Origin of the sequence: Gottfriedia sp. NPDC058432 (assembly GCF_042721555.1) — a bacterium.
GTDB lineage: Bacteria > Bacillota > Bacilli > Bacillales > Bacillaceae_G > Gottfriedia.
Map to the genome: position 1 here is coordinate 1 of NZ_JBHXLC010000005.1, position 16,350 is coordinate 16,350.

A 16,350-nucleotide genomic window follows, 5' to 3' on the forward strand; every position below is an offset into this window, starting at 1 on the left:
CGAATTGCTTCACTCTTAATTTCTAATGTATATTTTTGAAACGTTTGCCCTTTTTTTGCCATAAAAAACACCCCTTAAATTCAATGTTGCCCAACAGAGGGTTTTTTCAACATCTACTTTAAGGGGTGCAGTCTACTTTGTTGGAGGCTTTTTGTTTCAAAGCTTTTCGATTTGCTGATAAATCTTTTGATGCACTACTGGAAACGGCAGCTCTTTACACTCATCTAATGTTACCCATTTCTGATTACTTGATAAACTACCCTCATTTATTGCTTCTCCAATATAAACTTCCATTTTCCATACAAGATGTGAAAAAACATGCTCAATATTAAATTGATATGATAACCCTTCAACTACTAATTGAGATTCTTGATTTAAGAAAAAGCTAAGTGTATCACTTTTAGATAACAACGTTGATTGTAATTCAGCAGTTGGAAACTCCCACATATTCGCAAGTAATCCGCTAGAAGGTCTTTGTTGAATTAAATATTGATTATTTTTATTCTTAATGACACCTACTGCTAAATTAACTGGTTTTGGTGCTTTCTTTTTACTTTTTATCGGTAACTCAGTAACAACTCCAGTTTCAAACGCTAAACATTGTTCCCTCACAGGACAAAGTAAACATGCCGGATTTGTTGGCGTACATATTAATGCGCCTAACTCCATCAAACCTTGATTAAAGGCAGATGGATCTTCATGACTAATTAAAGCTCTTACAGCTTGTTCAAAAATTTTTCGGTTTTTAGGAACACCAATGTCCTCCCAAATTGTTAGTATTCTAGATAATACCCTCATTACATTCCCATCAACCGCTGGCTCTGGTTTACCGTATGCAATACTAAGGATAGCTCCAGCAGTATATGGTCCTACGCCTTTTAATTTGCTTATTAATTCCGGTGTATCTGGTACTTTCCCTGAATACTCTTCATGGACTTCTCGTACAGCAGATTGCAAATTTCTAGCTCTAGAATAATACCCAAGTCCTTCCCATGCTTTCAATACTTTTTCATCCTCGGCATTCGCCAAGTCAGCAATAGTCGGGAAATTTTGCATAAACTTATTATAAAAAGGGATTACTGTATCTACACGTGTTTGCTGAAGCATTATTTCTGAAACCCATACTCGATATGGGTCTTTATTCTTTCTCCAAGGTAAATCTCTCTGTTCTGCTAAAAACCAATTAACTAAATTATTTTTAAAGTCATTTTTGGGGAAAACTTCTAATGTCTTATTTAAATCATTATTCATAACTTATACCTTTCTCTAACATCTATATGTTTTTGTTAATAGTCAATACTATAAAAATTAAAAGGGTAAGTAAAGGGAGGAACTAAATGGATACTGGTACTCATCTTGTAATGGGATTTACACTTGGCGGATTAGCAACCCTGAGTCCAATTGTCCTACATGATCCACATTTGACAAACTCACTCTTATTAACAACAATCATTGGATCACAATTACCAGACAGTGACACGATATTAAAATTAAGAAATAACGCAAAATATTTAAAACATCATCGTGGAATTACGCATTCAATTCCTGCAGTCATTTTATGGACATTATCACTTTCTGCGCTTATGACATTATTTAACCATAGAGATCACTATGCACTCTATTTATTTTGGTCTTTCCTGGCAGTAAGTGTGCACGTATTCGTTGATTTATTTAATGCCTATGGAACTCAAGCACTAAGGCCATTTTCAAAACGCTGGATTGCTTTTGGCATTATCAACACTTTCGATCCAATTATTTTTGCAATCCATTTAGTTGGAGTTCCATTTGTTATTTTTCATTTTAGAGCTGGTCCGATCTGTGTCATGCTCTATTTCATTATGATTTTTTACTATGCGTTTAGATATCGACAAAAACAAATCGTGATTCAGACCGTCACAAAAAAATTACCAGATGTAAAACGGGTCTATGTTTCACCTTCTATAAAATACACTCATTATCATATTGTAGCAAGTACAGATTCTCATCATTACGTTGGCAAAATAAAGAAAAGAATCTTTAAAATCCACGACGTATTTAAAAGAATCCCCTTACCAGTAATTGAAGATGTAAAAGCAGCCTTTAAGGATGAAAACGTTAAATCATTTCTGGCATTTTCACCAGTTTATATTTGGGAATTGATTGGACATGATGACCATAAAGAATTAAGACTAATCGATCTAAGGTATCGAACCGAAACATACTACCCATTTGTTGCAGTAGTCAAATTCGACTACGAACATAATATTATCAGTTCGTTCACAGGCTGGATCTTTAGTGAGAAAAAATTGCAGAAAAAACTAAAAGTGGAATCTTGAAAAACGCATCACTTAATGAAAATCCATTCGTTTTATCCTCTAATCAAAAAATAACCCTTAGCATTTTTTTGCTAAGGGTTATTTAATTAATGAAGAAGATTATCCTTCTCTTTCGTTTCTAAAATTTCTAAACCTGGTGGCTTTGCAATTTTGATATCTGTTTCATGCAAATATTTTCCATATTGGAAAATAAATTGTTGAACAACCTTTTTAGACATTTGTTCACCATGATATTCTCCTGCCTTAGCATAAGTTGCTTCAAAATCTTCCCATAGCCATTCAACCCAAATTTTTGCTTGTGAATATGTTAAATGACTATTTTCTTTAAGTAATAGCTCAGTTAATTGCTCTAAATACTTCTCCATATTATTACACCTTCCAATTTTTAAACATTTATTATCATCATATCTGAATCCAAAATGGTCATCATATTGATGATGGTTCATTTCATCAATTAGTTTTAATCAAATCACTAGGGGGTTTTTTAATGACAACAAAAAGCGAACGTTTTTCAAAACAAAAGCATGATATGGCTATTGATGGTAATATTGATTACAAATCACAAAATGCTTCTATCCGTCCAAATGGGAGCATTAATACAAATCCACAAGATCGTATGGCAAAAAGTAATCGTGATGAATAGAAATTTAACCAGGGTTTTACATCCCTGGTTTCTTTAATAATGCAATTGGGATTCCTATTTCTTCTTCACTAGTGCTTTTATGGCCCCAAGCAAAAATCCCATTCATGTATGTGATCATAAATAATACACCAGGTTCTTCAATTAATTCATATTGCTCGCCAGGATTAAATTGACTTACGTCTAATAAGTATGATTGAGCCATCGTTTTTTTACGAAGTATAACTTCAAGTTCATTGATCATATCCATTTGTTCAGCTTTTCTAGCTTGATGATTCAAATTGCTGATTTCTTGAACTAATTCATCTTTCGTTAAGTCACTATATCGTTTTGGAATTTCCATTTTAATTCTCCTCGAAATCATTTAGATATATTTATTATATCAAGCTAATAACAGACAACCAATAAATTTAGTTTCAGACTGCCCGCCAAACGCTTGCAATCAGTCTGAAAAACAAGTTTTTAGTTCTTTGTCTACACATACTACAAGCAATTTAATTTAGTTCTTCCTCTTCTAAAATTAAAATCGCTTTTTCAATTAGATCAATTGGGAAGCCTTTTCGAAATAATACTGTTTTCATTTTTTGATTATATTCCCAGCCGCTAAATTTTTCATATTTCTTTTTCGCTTTTCTTGCATGTATTAATAGAGCTTGTAATTCATCATCCTCTTCACTTTCATAATGTGTTTCTTCAATTGCAATCGAAGTGATGTTAGTAGAATATCCTTTTCTTCTTAGCAGCTCTTCAAGCTTTGCCTTTTTTTGATTTGTTGAGTACTTAGAAAGTGCAGAAACCTTTTTTTGGCATAGTGAAATAGCATGTTGAATTTGTTTATCTTTTGAAAATAAATTTAAGCTTTTCTCTATTACAGAAATATGAATACCTTTTGCTAATAATTCATTCTTAATGACTGACGGTCCTTTCAACGTCGTATTAATAGACGTACGGACATAGCTTTCAGCATATTTTTCTTCATTAATATACCCTTCTTCTACAAGTCGAATAATTGTAGTTTGTATTGTTTCAATTAAGAATTCTTGCTTTGTTAAATATTGTTCTATTTCTTTTTTTGTTCTCATCATTCTAGATAAATAAACAATGCTAGAAAGATATGCCTTTCTAAGTTGATCGGCATTTAATATCTCTTCTAGTTCAAATGGCTCAAATGATTGCCCTTTTTGTATGTTAAATTTAACAAGAGTATCAGCGTCTACACTAAACGAGTACTCTTCACCATTACCACTATCTGTGTAAATATTAAATCGTTCTTTATTTAATTTTTGAACTTGAATTTTCGTAATTATAGACATAATTTACCTCAAAAGAAATTTTGTTTTTATGTACACATAAAAATTATAATATCATATTATGAATTAAGGAGATGCGTGGATGAAGATTCTTCTTACAGGCGGTACAGGGTTTATTGGATCTCAATTAATAAATGAATTTATTCGACATGAATTTCAATGTTATATTGTCACAAGAAATATAAGAACATCATCTAATCCATTTATTACTTATATTAATTGGGATCAATTAAACTCGAATTCTTTTAGGGAGTCCATTGACATAGTCATTAACTTAGCTGGTGAATCAATAAACAGCGGTAGGTGGACTAAACAAATAAAAGACAAAATTCTACAAAGTCGTATAAAATCTACAAATATTCTAATTACATGGTTTGAAAGACAAGCCCATCGTCCAAACCTTTTTATTAATGCTAGCGCAATAGGGTTTTACGGAACCTCAGGGTCAATAACTTTTAATGAGCATGACAAGCCTATTTCAGATGATTTTTTAGCATCAACTGTAAGAGAATGGGAAACTGTTGCCAAAAAAGCTGAAGAACTGGGAATTCGGACTATTCTCGCCAGATTTGGTCTTGTTTTAGGATTAAATGGTGGGGCACTTCCAAAAATGATTTTGCCTTATAAAATGTTTATTGGTGGTCCAATCGGAAAAGGTACCCAGTGGATCTCTTGGATTCATGAGAAGGATGTAGTTGGCTTAATACTTCATATGATAAAAAATACCGAAATTAGGGGGCCATTCAATTTAGTGTCACCTAATCCCGTAACAATGAACGAGTTTAGCAGAACCCTTTCAGCGGCTTTACATCGACCAAATATATTAAAAGTTCCAAATTTTGCCCTTCAATTATTACTAGGTGAAATGAGTATGCTAGTTTTAGAAGGTCAAAAAGTTATGCCTTTTAAAGCCATTCAAACTAATTATAACTTTCAATTCCCATCTTTAAAAGAAGCTTTACTGTTAACTTTAAATTAGTATTTGAAAGGATTTATCATGAATCTATTATTTAAAAATGCAACCATTTTCCCCATTACATCACAAGTTTTATATAACCATGATTTGTTAATTGAAAATGGGAAAATTAAAGAAATTGCACCTGAGATTTTTTCGATTGAAGATCAAACGATTGTCATAGAATGTGCAGGAAAACCACTTTTTCCAGGTTTTATTGATGTACACACCCACTTAGGACTATATGATGAAGGAACTGGTTGGGCTGGAAATGATGCGAATGAAACAATTGAAGTATTAACTCCGCATATTCGATCAATGGATGGAATATTGCCACTTGATGTTGCTTTTACTGATGCGATCCAACATGGAATTACAACAGCTCATATCATGCCTGGTAGTGGAAATGTAATTGGTGGAACAACTTGTACAATTAAAACATATGGTAAAAGTATCGATAAAATGATTATTCAAGAACCGTCTGGATTGAAAATCGCTTTTGGTGAAAATCCAAAAAGAACTCACAGTAACGGGAATAAAGAATCAATTACTAGAATGGGTATTATGGGAATGCTTCGTGAAGCATTCTATGAAGCTAAAAACTCGCATAACCCAGATGACTTTCGAATTTTACCAATTATTAAAGCTTTAAATAGAGAAATTCCAGTACGAATTCATGCTCATCGTGCAGATGATATTTTATCAGCTATACGTTTTGGGGAAGAATTTAACTTAGATATACGAATTGAACATTGTACGGAAGGTCATTTAATAATTGACCATCTAAAGGATCGAAACCTTCAAGTATCTGTTGGTCCTACATTAACTAGACGTTCAAAAATCGAATTAAAAAATAAATCCTGGACTACATACAAAGCTCTTGCTGATATTGGTGTAAGTGTTTCTATTACTACTGACCATCCTTATACACCAATTCAGTATTTAAATGTATGTGCAGCTATCGCAGTTCGAGAAGGTTTACCTGAGCTAGAAGCATTAAAAGCAATTACGATTAATCCAGCAAAAAACCTTAATTTATCTCATAGAATTGGTAGTTTAGAAATTGGCAAAGATGGTGATGTAGTATTATGGTCCCATCACCCATTTCATTATATGGCTAAACCATTACTCACTGTCATAGATGGTAGAATTGTGTATAAAAATATCGAATAATTTTAGTTTGCAATTTGAACAAAATCGTTTATTATAGTATAGTAAGAACGTTTGCGGTAAATTAAATAGAAAGTGTGAAAACACTTTTCTTATATAGTATTTTAACGGGAAAGGCAAATGGTGAGCCACCAGTAAATCGCTGGTCCTAGTGGGTTCGATTCCCACCCCGAAATTTTAGGGTGCATTAAAAAATTATTCTTAATTTATTCATAGTTAATGCACTTCACAGGACTTTAAATTTTATTGTTTAGTCCTCACAAAAATTTCGCGGGTGGCGTAACCTTCTTTCGCTACCCTTATAATGAGGAGGAGTAGAGATGCTGAAACAGCGAGATTTACAAGATTGTTCTGTACTTTTTGAACTTATGGTGCATCCTGATGTCTTTCCCTTTGTGCGTCATAAAGCAAATTCGTACGAAGAATTTCTTTTTATCACAAAGCAGGCAATCGAGCTAGAAGAACAAGGAAAAATGATATCAAGAACTATCTTAGATGAGTGGGGTAACCCTATTGGTAACATTTCTTTACATGATATTGAAGATGGATTTGGCTTTTTAGGAACTTGGTTAGGCAAACCTTTTCACGGAATGGGTTATAACAAACCAGCAAAAGACGCTTTCTTCCATGAGTTATTTCACGATTTAGGAATAAACTCTATATTTATGCGTATTCGTAAAGTTAATAAACGTTCTTTTTATGCTGCAAGTAAACTACCATACGCATCACTAGCAAATGAATCACGTAAATGTTTATATGATGAAATTAATCAAAATGAAGAAATTTACGATTTATTTGAAATCACAAAAGACAATTATTTATTGCATACAATGCGTGAAGATTACCAACAACATGAAGTTACGCATTTAAAAGAAGCATAATTTAGTATATCAGCCACAAAAAATGGAGAGACTTACTAAGGATTTTATAACTTAGCGAGGTGTTTTTTGTGGATAAACGAAAAGATAAAACGAGACGTAATTTAAGTTCTACTCAAGAAGTATTATATGCAAAGGAATTTAAGAGAGCTGATCGTGCTGCAGGTTATACTAATTTTAATGGAGTAGGCAAATAATTTTATTCAAAAAGGCTTTCTTAGGAAGCCTTTTTTGTTTTTCTAGAATAACTTTTTAACGAATAAAAACATCTTTAAAAATTTACAATATCTTAATTAAATTTCACTTGATTCAAAAATATAAACCGAAGACGGTCTAACATAATATTCCTTACTAAGTTTTTCTTTTATTCGATGTATTTCATCTTCAATTTTTTCTCCTCGAACAAAAGATCCCCCTTCGATACCATTCTGTTCATCTAGTAAAACATACCACGAAAATCGAAACTCCTTCATAAAAATTCACCCTTTAAAATAAGAAACTATAAATAACTATTTTTCATTATATTCACTAACCTCAAATTTATTTTAGTCAATCGTCTAAATAATAATAAAAAGCTATTAAAATAAACTGTCCTTTAAATGTTAGACGCCTACTAACATTTAAAGGACAGTTCAAAGTAATTCGTTTTATTAACAAGTTTGTAATTCTTTCTTTTGAGTTAATAGTTGATAAGCATGATTAACACTTTCATTTGAAGGTGGTTGAATATCTTTTAAGGGATATTTTAATCCTAATGCTTCCCATTTATAGACTCCTAATTGATGATATGGTAAAATTTCTACTTTTTCCACGTTACCTAAAGTGTTAATAAAACCACCTAGTTTTATTAAATCATCTTCTGAGTCGGTGATTCCAGGAACTAAGACATGTCTTATCCAAACCGGGATATTTTTCTCGCTCAAATATTTAGCAAAAATTTTAATCTGCTCATTTGATTTTCCCGTAAGTTTTATATGTTTTTTTTCGTCAAAATGCTTTAAATCTAATAATACTAAATCAGTGTATTCTAAAACTTCGTCTAATTTTAAAAGAAAATTTGGATCAGTACTGAAACATCCACCAGATGTATCAATTGTTGTATGAATCCCATTTTTTCTACAAGATTTAAACAGTTCTAATAGAAAGTCTAATTGTAATAATGGTTCTCCACCACTAACCGTAACGCCACCTCCAGATGATCTCATAAATGGAATATACGTCTTGATATCCTTCATTAATTGATCAACTGACATTTCTTTACCTGCGCCAATTTTCCACGTATCTGCGTTATGACAATATTGACATCTTAATAAACATCCTTGCGTAAAGATTACATATCTAAGACCTGGTCCATCGACAGTTCCACAAGTTTCAATTGAATGTATATTTCCTGAAATCATTGTCATTCTCCTTTTAACTGTTTTTTTCCTGATTAGTAAAATATTAAAGCCTAGTGAAGCATGTCCCCCACTAGGCTTTAATTACTGGGATTTTTACATAGAACCGTGGAAAGTTCTATTTATAACGTCAATTTGTTGTTCCCTAGTTAGTTTTATGAAGTTAACTGCATAACCCGAAACTCTAATCGTTAATTGCGGATATTCTTCAGGATGTTCCATCGCATCCATTAATGTTTCTCGATTGAATACATTTACGTTTAAGTGATGACCACCTTTTACTGTATATCCATCTAACATTGCTACTAAGTTTAATATTTGTGTACTCTCGTCTTTTCCTAAAGCTTTCGGAACGATTGAGAAAGTATTTGAAATTCCATCTTGTGCATCTTCGTAAGGTAATTTCGCTACAGAACTTAATGATGCTAGAGCTCCATTTGTATCGCGTCCATGTAAAGGATTAGCACCAGGAGCAAATGGTTCACCTGCTTTTCTACCGTCTGGTGTATTACCTGTCTTTTTACCATAAACAACATTAGACGTAATCGTTAGCACTGATGTTGTATGGATTGAATTACGATATGTTTTATGCTTTCTTACTTTTGCCATAAAGCTTTCAACAAGTTCTACTGCAATATCATCTACGAGATCATTGTTGTTACCGTATTTTGGATAGTCTCCTTCAATTTCAAAATCAACAACAATTCCATTTTCATCGCGAATTGTTTTAACTTTTGCATGCTTAATTGCTGATAATGAATCAGCACATACTGACAATCCTGCAATACCTGTTGCCATTGTACGTTTTATATTTGCATCATGTAACGCCATCTCTATTCGTTCATAGCTATATTTATCATGCATAAAGTGGATACAATTTAATGTATTAACATATAATCCTGCTAACCAATCTAATAAAACGTCAAACTTCATTTTCACTTCTTCATAGTCAAGATACTCAGATGTAATCGGAGCATACATAGGTGCTACTTGAGCTTTTGACTTTTCGTCTTTACCACCGTTAATTGCATATAATAATGCTTTCGCAAGATTTGCACGTGCACCAAAGAATTGCATTTGTTTACCGATTGTCATAGCGGATACGCAACATGCAATACCATAATCATCACCATATTCTGGACGCATGATATCATCATTTTCATACTGAATTGAGCTAGTTTTAATGGACATTTTAGCGCAATATTGTTTAAATCCGACTGGTAGTTTTTCTGACCAAAGTACTGTTAAGTTAGGTTCTGGAGCAGGTCCTAGATTATCTAAAGTATTTAAAAAGCGGAATGAGTTTTTCGTTACTAGTGGACGACCATCTATTCCTATTCCACCAATTGACTCTGTTACCCAAGTAGGATCGCCAGAAAATAATTCATTATAATCAGGGGTACGAGCAAACATAACTAATCGTAGTTTCATTACAAAATGATCGACTAATTCTTGTGCTTCTTGTTCGGTTAAAGTATTCTCTTCAATATCGCGTTCAATATAAATATCTAAAAATGTTGAAACTCGACCTAAACTCATCGCCGCCCCATTTTGCTCTTTTATAGCTGCTAAATATCCAAAATATAACCACTGGAAAGCTTCTTTTGCATTTGTTGCCGACCCAGAAATATCAAATCCATGTTTTGCAGCCATTTGTTTTAATTCATTTAATGCGCGAATTTGTTCATTTAGTTCTTCACGATCTCGTATTACTTCTTCTGTCATTACACTTGTCATTTTATTTAATGTATCAATTTTATCTTTAATTAGTCGATCGACGCCATATAGAGCTACTCTTCTATAGTCACCTATAATTCTTCCACGACCATATGCATCAGGTAGACCAGTAATAACACCTGAACGCCTTGCTGCTTTCATTTCTGCAGTATAAGCATCAAATACGCCTTGATTATGCGTTTTTCGATATTCTGTAAATATTTTGCTTATTTCTTCATCAACTTTATATCCATAAGATTCACATGATGCTTCAGCCATTCGAATTCCACCAAATGGTTGTAATGATCTTTTAAAAGGTTTATCCGTTTGGAATCCAACAATTTGCTCTAATTCTTTTTCTAAGTAACCTGGTTCGTGTGAAGTGATCGTAGATACAATTTTCGTATCCATATCTAAAACTCCGCCCTTTTGGCGTTCTTCCTTAGATAACTTAAGTACTAAATCCCAAAGTTTGCTAGTTGCTTCAGTTGGACCAACAAGAAAAGATTCATCCCCAACATAAGAATTAACATTTTTTTGAATAAAGTCTCTTACATCAATCGATTTTTCCCATCGTCCAGTTTCAAATTGTCTCCATTGTTCCATCGTATTACTCCTCCTCTTCTGTATATAATACAGAAAGCTAATTAGGTATATAACAGATTACGTATATAATTTATCATACGATGAACTGAAACTTTCACTTATATTATGAACATATTGTGAAATGTTGAACAAAGTAGTTTTGATGTTAATAATATTAACACCTAATTCTTTCCACTAAATTACAGTTGCTTCATATATATAGTAATTCGCTCTGAAAACTTTCCTGTTAAACAACAAACTGTTATACTCAAAAGATAGAAACTGTATTAGCAAATTCACTGAAAAATATGGACAAGACAATCACAATCCGGATATGTGCTAATACTATGGTTAATACAAAACCGAAATTGAACAATGTTTATTTAAAGGAGTAATTTATGAATACAAAACTAAATCTTTCTAGTTCGATTAATGAAAAATTAAATTTAATATATAATGAACAAATTCAAAAAGTTCTAAAAGAAGAGCAATTATTAATCGGAACAAAGCAATATGTTTCTCAAGACAAAACGATTTTAGAAGATGCTATTACTGCCCTTCTACTTGGTAAAAATATATTATTAAAAGGTCCAACAGGAAGTGGTAAAACGGTTTTAGCTGAGACTCTTTCAAAATTGTTTTATCAACCAATGCATAGCATAAATTGCTCAGTCGATTTAGATTTAGAAGGTATTGTTGGTTACAACACAATTGCTTCTAATACACACGGTTCTGAAGTAATATTCATCGATGGACCTTTAATGAAAGCAATGAAGAAAGGTCATATTTTATATATCGATGAAATTAACATGGCTAAACCAGAAACATTACCATTACTACATGGTGCGCTTGATTATCGTAAAATGATTACAAATCCATTTACTCAAGAAGTAGTAAAAGGTGACGAAAACTTTAGAGTAATCGCAGCAATTAATGAAGGATATGTAGGAACTAGCGAATTAAATGAAGCTTTAAAAAATCGCTTCATTATTATAGATGTTCCATACATTAACGGGGAATCATTACTTCAGTTATTAAAAGTTGAATCTGAGCTTCAAGATGAAGAACTACTTAAGAAATTCACAAGCTTTTCAAGTGATTTAATCCCATTAGCAAGTGAAGGCAGAATTAGTGAGGATGCAGCAAGTATTCGTGGTGTTCTTGACGCATGTGATTTATCTGTTCATATACCAGTACTTCGAGCAATTGAACGTACAATTATCGCTAAATTAAGTGATGATATTGAGCGTGAAACTGTTAGAGAACTAGCTGAAAGTTATTTTCTTTCTTGAAATGAGTGATGATTAATATATGAAACAAATCATTTTTAACAATAAAAAAATCGACGCTTCCACTTTTCTTCAAATGGAAAATTTATCGATTTCTCTTTCGAAAGATCGTAATTCATTTTTAGAATTTGATTTTCAGGCGTATTACGACGATGAAGAACAAAAATTTACTGTAAGTCATTTTTGGGATACACAAGAGCATAGTACACAGTTACAAGGTTTGAAATCAGATGTGTACTTAAAAGCTTTAGGTAATAAACATTACTCAGATTTTAGTGAATTCAAAGATACTCTAAAGGAATTGCAAGAAACTCATTTAAAAAGTTTTTTCACACAATTATTTGTCCTTCTAGAGGATATCCGACTTGAAGAGTTGATTATTCATCAAAGACCAGGTACAAGACAATTATTTTCTACGAGAAAAAAAATATATAGACATTATTTTCAATCACAATTTAAAGCAAATGAAATGCGTAATTTCCAATTAGATCAATTGTTTTGTTTAATTTATCTTTCACTTACTTCAACTCAATTAACTTATCAAACGAATGAACAACTCGAGGATATTTTACCCATCCTCTTTCAAGCGTTTGAAGCTAAGAAAACAAGTGATATTGCTTCTATTGTATTTAGAGTGCAGCAGAGATTACTCTCACTGTATAAGGAAGATATGATTCACACATACTTTGGCTATTTACCGTTAAATAAAATTAATGAATTAACTTCATGTAATAGTAAGGTAAAAGAGCTTCAAAATGACGACCAGCAAGAAGGTCTTGATGAAAGAAATAGCGAAAATGAAAGATTATCAACCTGGCATAGAGAAAGTAAAAATAATGAAACAGATGACAATTTTTTACGATTTGAAGTTGAAAGTGGTACAAAAACTTCTATTAAAGCAAATTTTGCACGAGAAGAAGAGGCCGGCGATCAGGCAATTGCAAATGCATTCGGTTCCTCCAAACAAGGAGAGAATAAAAAGTCAAAACAAACTGATTCACATGAGGCTACAAATTCATCCTCTTCACAGCAAAATCCTTTTGGTAAATACAATAGTAATGTTTCGATTAAATATAAAGAAGCAATTGGGCAAACAGTTACTGAAAAGAAACAGTATTCTACATTGTCTTCAATGGTATCAAAAGATGTTAAAGAACTAAGAAAAACGATTGAAAAATCATTAGAAAATAAACAAAATGCACCGACTGATAAATTCTATGGTAGGTTAAATAAAAAATGGGTTCGACTTTTCACAGAAGAAAATCCTAAAATGTTTTATAAAAAACAAACTGAATCCAAAGAATTAGATGCTGTCTTTTATTTATTAGTTGATTGCTCTGGATCGATGTTTAATAAAATGGATGAAGTGAAAAAAAGCGTCATTTTATTCCATGAAACATTAAAACAATTAAAAATCCCCCATAGCATTAGTGGCTTTTGGGAAGATGCTTCAAATGCTACAAAAGAAAATAAACCAAATATTTTACATCAAGTCATTCCTTTTTCAAGCTCTTTATCACCTTCAGTAGGTCCAAATATCATGCAACTTCAAGAAGAAGAGGACAATCGTGACGGCTTAATGATTCGAATTGTTTCAGAAGAACTCGCTAAACGCACAGAAAAGCACAAATTTTTGCTCGTGTTTACAGATGGCGAACCTTCAGCATTAGATTATTTCCAGGATGGGATTATCGATACGCACGAAGCAGTTAAGCAAGCTAGAAAACTTGGAATTGAAGTAATCGGTACTTTCATTGAAGAAGAAGAACATCAAGAAGAAACTTCACAATTAATGAAAAATATTTATCAACACCATTACTTAATCGCCTCAAATGCAGAAGATTTAAGACTTCAATTAAAACCAATGCTTAAAAAATTATTATTAAGAAGCATAGAATAAGATAGTTGTCCATAAAATGAAATGAAATAGGTTTGCTAGTAACCTATTTCTTTTTATTTTATAGGAAGTTAAAATATTTTGTCGAACGGATTTACATAACGAAATCGTATTTCCTATTGATTTTTAAAATTAAACGGAGTACGATAAATTTTGACGACTTAGAGAGATGCATATTTAAAGAAAAGCTAGTGAATGACCGCTAGTTTGTTTGTATTTAAGGGGGATTAGACTATGCCTACTTCATTTAAAGCAACATTTTTACGTGTACGATTCGTATTATTGGTTGCGTTAGTAGTTTGGCTAAAAACGTATATTGTTACTCTGTTTGGATTCGATTTAAAAATTGATACAGTCTTTCAAAATGTAATATTATTTATTAGCCCTTTAGCATCCTCCTTATTTCTTGTAGGGATTGCACTTTTTTTCAAAGGGAAAAAACGTAATACGATTGCTCTTTTGATTAATTTTATTTTAACCTTGCTATTATGTGGAAACGTTTTATTTTACGGATTCTTTAATGATTTCATAACTTTACCAGTGCTGTTCCAGACTAGTAATATGGGAGATTTAGGATCAAGTGTAAAAGAACTAGCAAGCTTTAAAATTATTTTTATGTTTGTTGATATCCTTATCCTATATTTGATCTCGAAGAAATTTCCTAAATTTTCAAACACAGGTCGAGTACCTTCATTTATGAAGTCAACTTATTATTTAATTACGATTGCAATTGCAGTTTTAAACTTAGGTTTGGCTGAAATGGAAAGACCTGAATTGCTTACTCGTTCGTTTGATCGTGAAATGCTAGTAAAAAATCTTGGACTTTATGTTTACCAAGGCTATGATTTATCACTTCAAACAAAAACTTCAACGCAAAAAGCCTTTGCGGATAGTAGTAAATTAACTGAAATTGAAAACTATGTAAATAGTAACGGCGTAAAAGCAAATGCAAAGCTTTTCGGTAAATATAAAGGAAAAAATGTTATTGTTATTTCTTTGGAATCAATGCAAAATTTCACAATTGGTGCAAAGGTTAATGGTAAAGAAATAACACCATTTTTAAATAAATACATTAAAGAAAGTTATTATTTTGACCACTTCTATCATCAAACTGGTCAAGGAAAAACATCTGATGCTGAGTTCATTATTGATAACTCTTTATATCCATTAGATCGCGGTGCTGTCTATTTCACACATGCAAATAACGAATTTATGGCTACACCTGAAATTTTAAAAGATCAAGGATATTATTCAGCTGTTTTCCATGCAAATAATAAAAGCTTTTGGAATCGAAATGTAATGTACCCTTCTTTAGGTTATGATCGCTACTTTAATGAAGTAGATTATAATATTACTGATGAAAACTCGGTAAACTGGGGATTAAAAGATGAAGATTTCTTTGAACAATCACTTCCTCTTTTATCACAAGTGAAACAACCGTTTTATACTAGATTTTTAACTTTATCAAACCACTATCCTTTCGTACTTGATCCTAAAGATCAATACATTGATCAATATAATTCTGGTGACGAGACACTTGATCGTTATGTAACAACAGTACGATATATGGATGAATCAATTAAACACTTTATTGAAGGTCTGAAAAAATCAGGTCTTTATGATAATACAATTATTGCAATGTATGGAGATCATTACGGTATTTCTGAAAACCACAATCGCGCAATGGCTCAGTTCTTAGGTAAAGACGAAATTACTCCATATGACCATATGGATTTACAACGTACGCCATTTATTATTCATTTACCTAAGCAAACACAAGGTCAAACAATCTCAAAGGTTGCTGGTCAAATAGATGTAAAACCTACGATTCTTCATCTATTAGGTGTTGATACAAAAAATGATATCGAATTTGGTAAAGATTTATTTAGCCCAGATTATTCGGAATTTATTGTTTTCCGTGACGGAAGTTTCGTTACAAATAAATATTATTATGTAGCTGGCTCAAATGAATTTTATAATCGTTTAACTGCCGAAAAAGTTGAAGTTCCTGATCAAGATGCGAAACTATTAATTGATAAAGCAAAAAAAGAGCTTACACTTTCAGATAATATTGTTTACGGTGATTTATTCCGTTTCTACAGTGGCAACAAGCATAAAACAGGTACAATGAAAACAATAACTGAACCAAATCAATAAAAGGTACTTCAAAAGAACCTCACAGTTGAGAGATGCTTTTA

At 32.1% G+C, this 16,350-nt stretch carries 16 protein-coding genes; 9 read left to right on the forward strand and 7 right to left on the reverse strand.

The genetic code is table 11. The features are described 5' to 3' along the window. Nucleotides 1-156: 156 nt before the first annotated feature. On the reverse strand, nucleotides 157-1,251 hold the full coding sequence (gene mutY, locus ACFWM3_RS07000; RefSeq protein ID WP_390310843.1) for an A/G-specific adenine glycosylase: 1,095 nt from the start codon (nucleotides 1,249-1,251) through the stop codon (nucleotides 157-159). 86 nt (nucleotides 1,252-1,337) lie between these two features. On the opposite strand from mutY, the gene ACFWM3_RS07005 reads away from it, so the two are divergent. Further along, nucleotides 1,338-2,315, forward strand: a complete 978-nt coding sequence (locus tag ACFWM3_RS07005) for a metal-dependent hydrolase (protein ID WP_390310844.1) — start codon at nucleotides 1,338-1,340, stop codon at nucleotides 2,313-2,315. 86 nt (nucleotides 2,316-2,401) lie between these two features. Here the strand turns inward: ACFWM3_RS07005 and ACFWM3_RS07010 are convergent, their stop codons facing one another. Further along, entirely contained in the window at nucleotides 2,402-2,680 is a 279-nt protein-coding gene (locus ACFWM3_RS07010; RefSeq protein ID WP_335414608.1) for a YfhJ family protein, read from the reverse strand. A 122-nt stretch (nucleotides 2,681-2,802) separates the two neighbouring features. Between ACFWM3_RS07010 and sspK the strand changes: the two genes are divergently transcribed. Continuing rightward, nucleotides 2,803-2,958, forward strand: coding sequence for a small acid-soluble spore protein K (sspK, locus tag ACFWM3_RS07015; protein WP_082459389.1), 156 nt, complete (start codon nucleotides 2,803-2,805; stop codon nucleotides 2,956-2,958). Nucleotides 2,959-2,974: 16 nt separating this feature from the next. Here sspK and ACFWM3_RS07020 read toward each other — a convergent pair whose 3' ends face one another. Together ACFWM3_RS07020 and recX are read right to left on the reverse strand one after the other, a co-directional pair. Further along, entirely contained in the window at nucleotides 2,975-3,298 is a 324-nt protein-coding gene (locus ACFWM3_RS07020) for a YfhH family protein (protein WP_390310845.1), read from the reverse strand. A 151-nt stretch (nucleotides 3,299-3,449) separates the two neighbouring features. Next, nucleotides 3,450-4,268, reverse strand: coding sequence for a recombination regulator RecX (recX, locus tag ACFWM3_RS07025; protein ID WP_390310846.1), 819 nt, complete (start codon nucleotides 4,266-4,268; stop codon nucleotides 3,450-3,452). A gap of 79 nt (nucleotides 4,269-4,347) precedes the next feature. Here recX and ACFWM3_RS07030 point away from each other — a divergent pair, with 79 nt between their 5' ends. The 4 genes from ACFWM3_RS07030 to ACFWM3_RS07045 all read left to right on the forward strand — a co-directional run bounded on the left by ACFWM3_RS07030 (nucleotide 4,348) and on the right by ACFWM3_RS07045 (nucleotide 7,465). Continuing rightward, nucleotides 4,348-5,244 (forward strand): TIGR01777 family oxidoreductase, encoded by an 897-nt coding sequence (locus ACFWM3_RS07030; protein WP_390310847.1) that lies wholly within the window; start codon nucleotides 4,348-4,350, stop codon nucleotides 5,242-5,244. A gap of 18 nt (nucleotides 5,245-5,262) precedes the next feature. Next, complete coding sequence (locus tag ACFWM3_RS07035) at nucleotides 5,263-6,393, forward strand: amidohydrolase (protein ID WP_056468321.1); 1,131 nt, start codon at nucleotides 5,263-5,265, stop codon at nucleotides 6,391-6,393. 317 nt (nucleotides 6,394-6,710) lie between these two features. Then, nucleotides 6,711-7,271 carry a GNAT family N-acetyltransferase gene (locus tag ACFWM3_RS07040; RefSeq protein WP_056468319.1) on the forward strand — a complete coding sequence of 187 codons (561 nt, stop codon included), beginning with the start codon at nucleotides 6,711-6,713 and terminating at the stop codon, nucleotides 7,269-7,271. 68 nt (nucleotides 7,272-7,339) lie between these two features. Then, entirely contained in the window at nucleotides 7,340-7,465 is a 126-nt protein-coding gene (locus ACFWM3_RS07045; RefSeq protein ID WP_156339631.1) for a YfhE family protein, read from the forward strand. Between the two features lie 96 nt (nucleotides 7,466-7,561). Here the strand turns inward: ACFWM3_RS07045 and ACFWM3_RS07050 are convergent, their stop codons facing one another. The 3 genes from ACFWM3_RS07050 to pflB form a co-directional block, all read right to left on the reverse strand. After that, on the reverse strand, nucleotides 7,562-7,741 hold the full coding sequence (locus ACFWM3_RS07050; protein WP_056468317.1) for a hypothetical protein: 180 nt from the start codon (nucleotides 7,739-7,741) through the stop codon (nucleotides 7,562-7,564). Between the two features lie 177 nt (nucleotides 7,742-7,918). Further along, nucleotides 7,919-8,668 (reverse strand): pyruvate formate-lyase-activating protein, encoded by a 750-nt coding sequence (pflA, locus tag ACFWM3_RS07055; protein ID WP_335410422.1) that lies wholly within the window; start codon nucleotides 8,666-8,668, stop codon nucleotides 7,919-7,921. Between the two features lie 93 nt (nucleotides 8,669-8,761). Beyond that, on the reverse strand, nucleotides 8,762-10,987 hold the full coding sequence (gene pflB / locus ACFWM3_RS07060) for a formate C-acetyltransferase (RefSeq protein ID WP_056468311.1): 2,226 nt from the start codon (nucleotides 10,985-10,987) through the stop codon (nucleotides 8,762-8,764). A 377-nt stretch (nucleotides 10,988-11,364) separates the two neighbouring features. On the opposite strand from pflB, the gene ACFWM3_RS07065 reads away from it, so the two are divergent. The 3 genes from ACFWM3_RS07065 (at nucleotide 11,365) to ACFWM3_RS07075 (ending at nucleotide 16,309) form a co-directional block, all read left to right on the forward strand. Further along, nucleotides 11,365-12,258: an ATP-binding protein gene (locus ACFWM3_RS07065; RefSeq protein WP_056468309.1), complete on the forward strand. Its 894-nt coding sequence runs from the start codon at nucleotides 11,365-11,367 to the stop codon at nucleotides 12,256-12,258. Nucleotides 12,259-12,277: 19 nt separating this feature from the next. Continuing rightward, a complete protein-coding gene (locus tag ACFWM3_RS07070) occupies nucleotides 12,278-14,155 on the forward strand; it encodes a vWA domain-containing protein (RefSeq protein WP_390310848.1) in 1,878 nt (625 codons plus the stop codon). A 231-nt stretch (nucleotides 14,156-14,386) separates the two neighbouring features. Beyond that, nucleotides 14,387-16,309 (forward strand): LTA synthase family protein, encoded by a 1,923-nt coding sequence (locus ACFWM3_RS07075; RefSeq protein WP_056468302.1) that lies wholly within the window; start codon nucleotides 14,387-14,389, stop codon nucleotides 16,307-16,309. The last annotated feature ends 41 nt before the right edge of the window (nucleotides 16,310-16,350 follow it).

Bases quoted from the DNA above. Each gene is read 5' to 3' on its own strand.
- ACFWM3_RS07020 (WP_390310845.1), bottom strand. From the start codon at position 3,298: ATGGAAATTCCAAAACGATATAGTGACTTAACGAAAGATGAATTAGTT.
- ACFWM3_RS07050 (WP_056468317.1), bottom strand. From the start codon at position 7,741: ATGAAGGAGTTTCGATTTTCGTGGTATGTTTTACTAGATGAACAGAAT.
- ACFWM3_RS07005 (WP_390310844.1), top strand. From the start codon at position 1,338: ATGGATACTGGTACTCATCTTGTAATGGGATTTACACTTGGCGGATTA.
- mutY (WP_390310843.1), bottom strand. From the start codon at position 1,251: ATGAATAATGATTTAAATAAGACATTAGAAGTTTTCCCCAAAAATGAC.
- ACFWM3_RS07030 (WP_390310847.1), top strand. From the start codon at position 4,348: ATGAAGATTCTTCTTACAGGCGGTACAGGGTTTATTGGATCTCAATTA.
- ACFWM3_RS07065 (WP_056468309.1), top strand. From the start codon at position 11,365: ATGAATACAAAACTAAATCTTTCTAGTTCGATTAATGAAAAATTAAAT.
- ACFWM3_RS07070 (WP_390310848.1), top strand. From the start codon at position 12,278: ATGAAACAAATCATTTTTAACAATAAAAAAATCGACGCTTCCACTTTT.
- recX (WP_390310846.1), bottom strand. From the start codon at position 4,268: ATGTCTATAATTACGAAAATTCAAGTTCAAAAATTAAATAAAGAACGA.
- sspK (WP_082459389.1), top strand. From the start codon at position 2,803: ATGACAACAAAAAGCGAACGTTTTTCAAAACAAAAGCATGATATGGCT.
- ACFWM3_RS07035 (WP_056468321.1), top strand. From the start codon at position 5,263: ATGAATCTATTATTTAAAAATGCAACCATTTTCCCCATTACATCACAA.
- pflB (WP_056468311.1), bottom strand. From the start codon at position 10,987: ATGGAACAATGGAGACAATTTGAAACTGGACGATGGGAAAAATCGATT.
- ACFWM3_RS07075 (WP_056468302.1), top strand. From the start codon at position 14,387: ATGCCTACTTCATTTAAAGCAACATTTTTACGTGTACGATTCGTATTA.
- pflA (WP_335410422.1), bottom strand. From the start codon at position 8,668: ATGATTTCAGGAAATATACATTCAATTGAAACTTGTGGAACTGTCGAT.
- ACFWM3_RS07040 (WP_056468319.1), top strand. From the start codon at position 6,711: ATGCTGAAACAGCGAGATTTACAAGATTGTTCTGTACTTTTTGAACTT.
- ACFWM3_RS07010 (WP_335414608.1), bottom strand. From the start codon at position 2,680: ATGGAGAAGTATTTAGAGCAATTAACTGAGCTATTACTTAAAGAAAAT.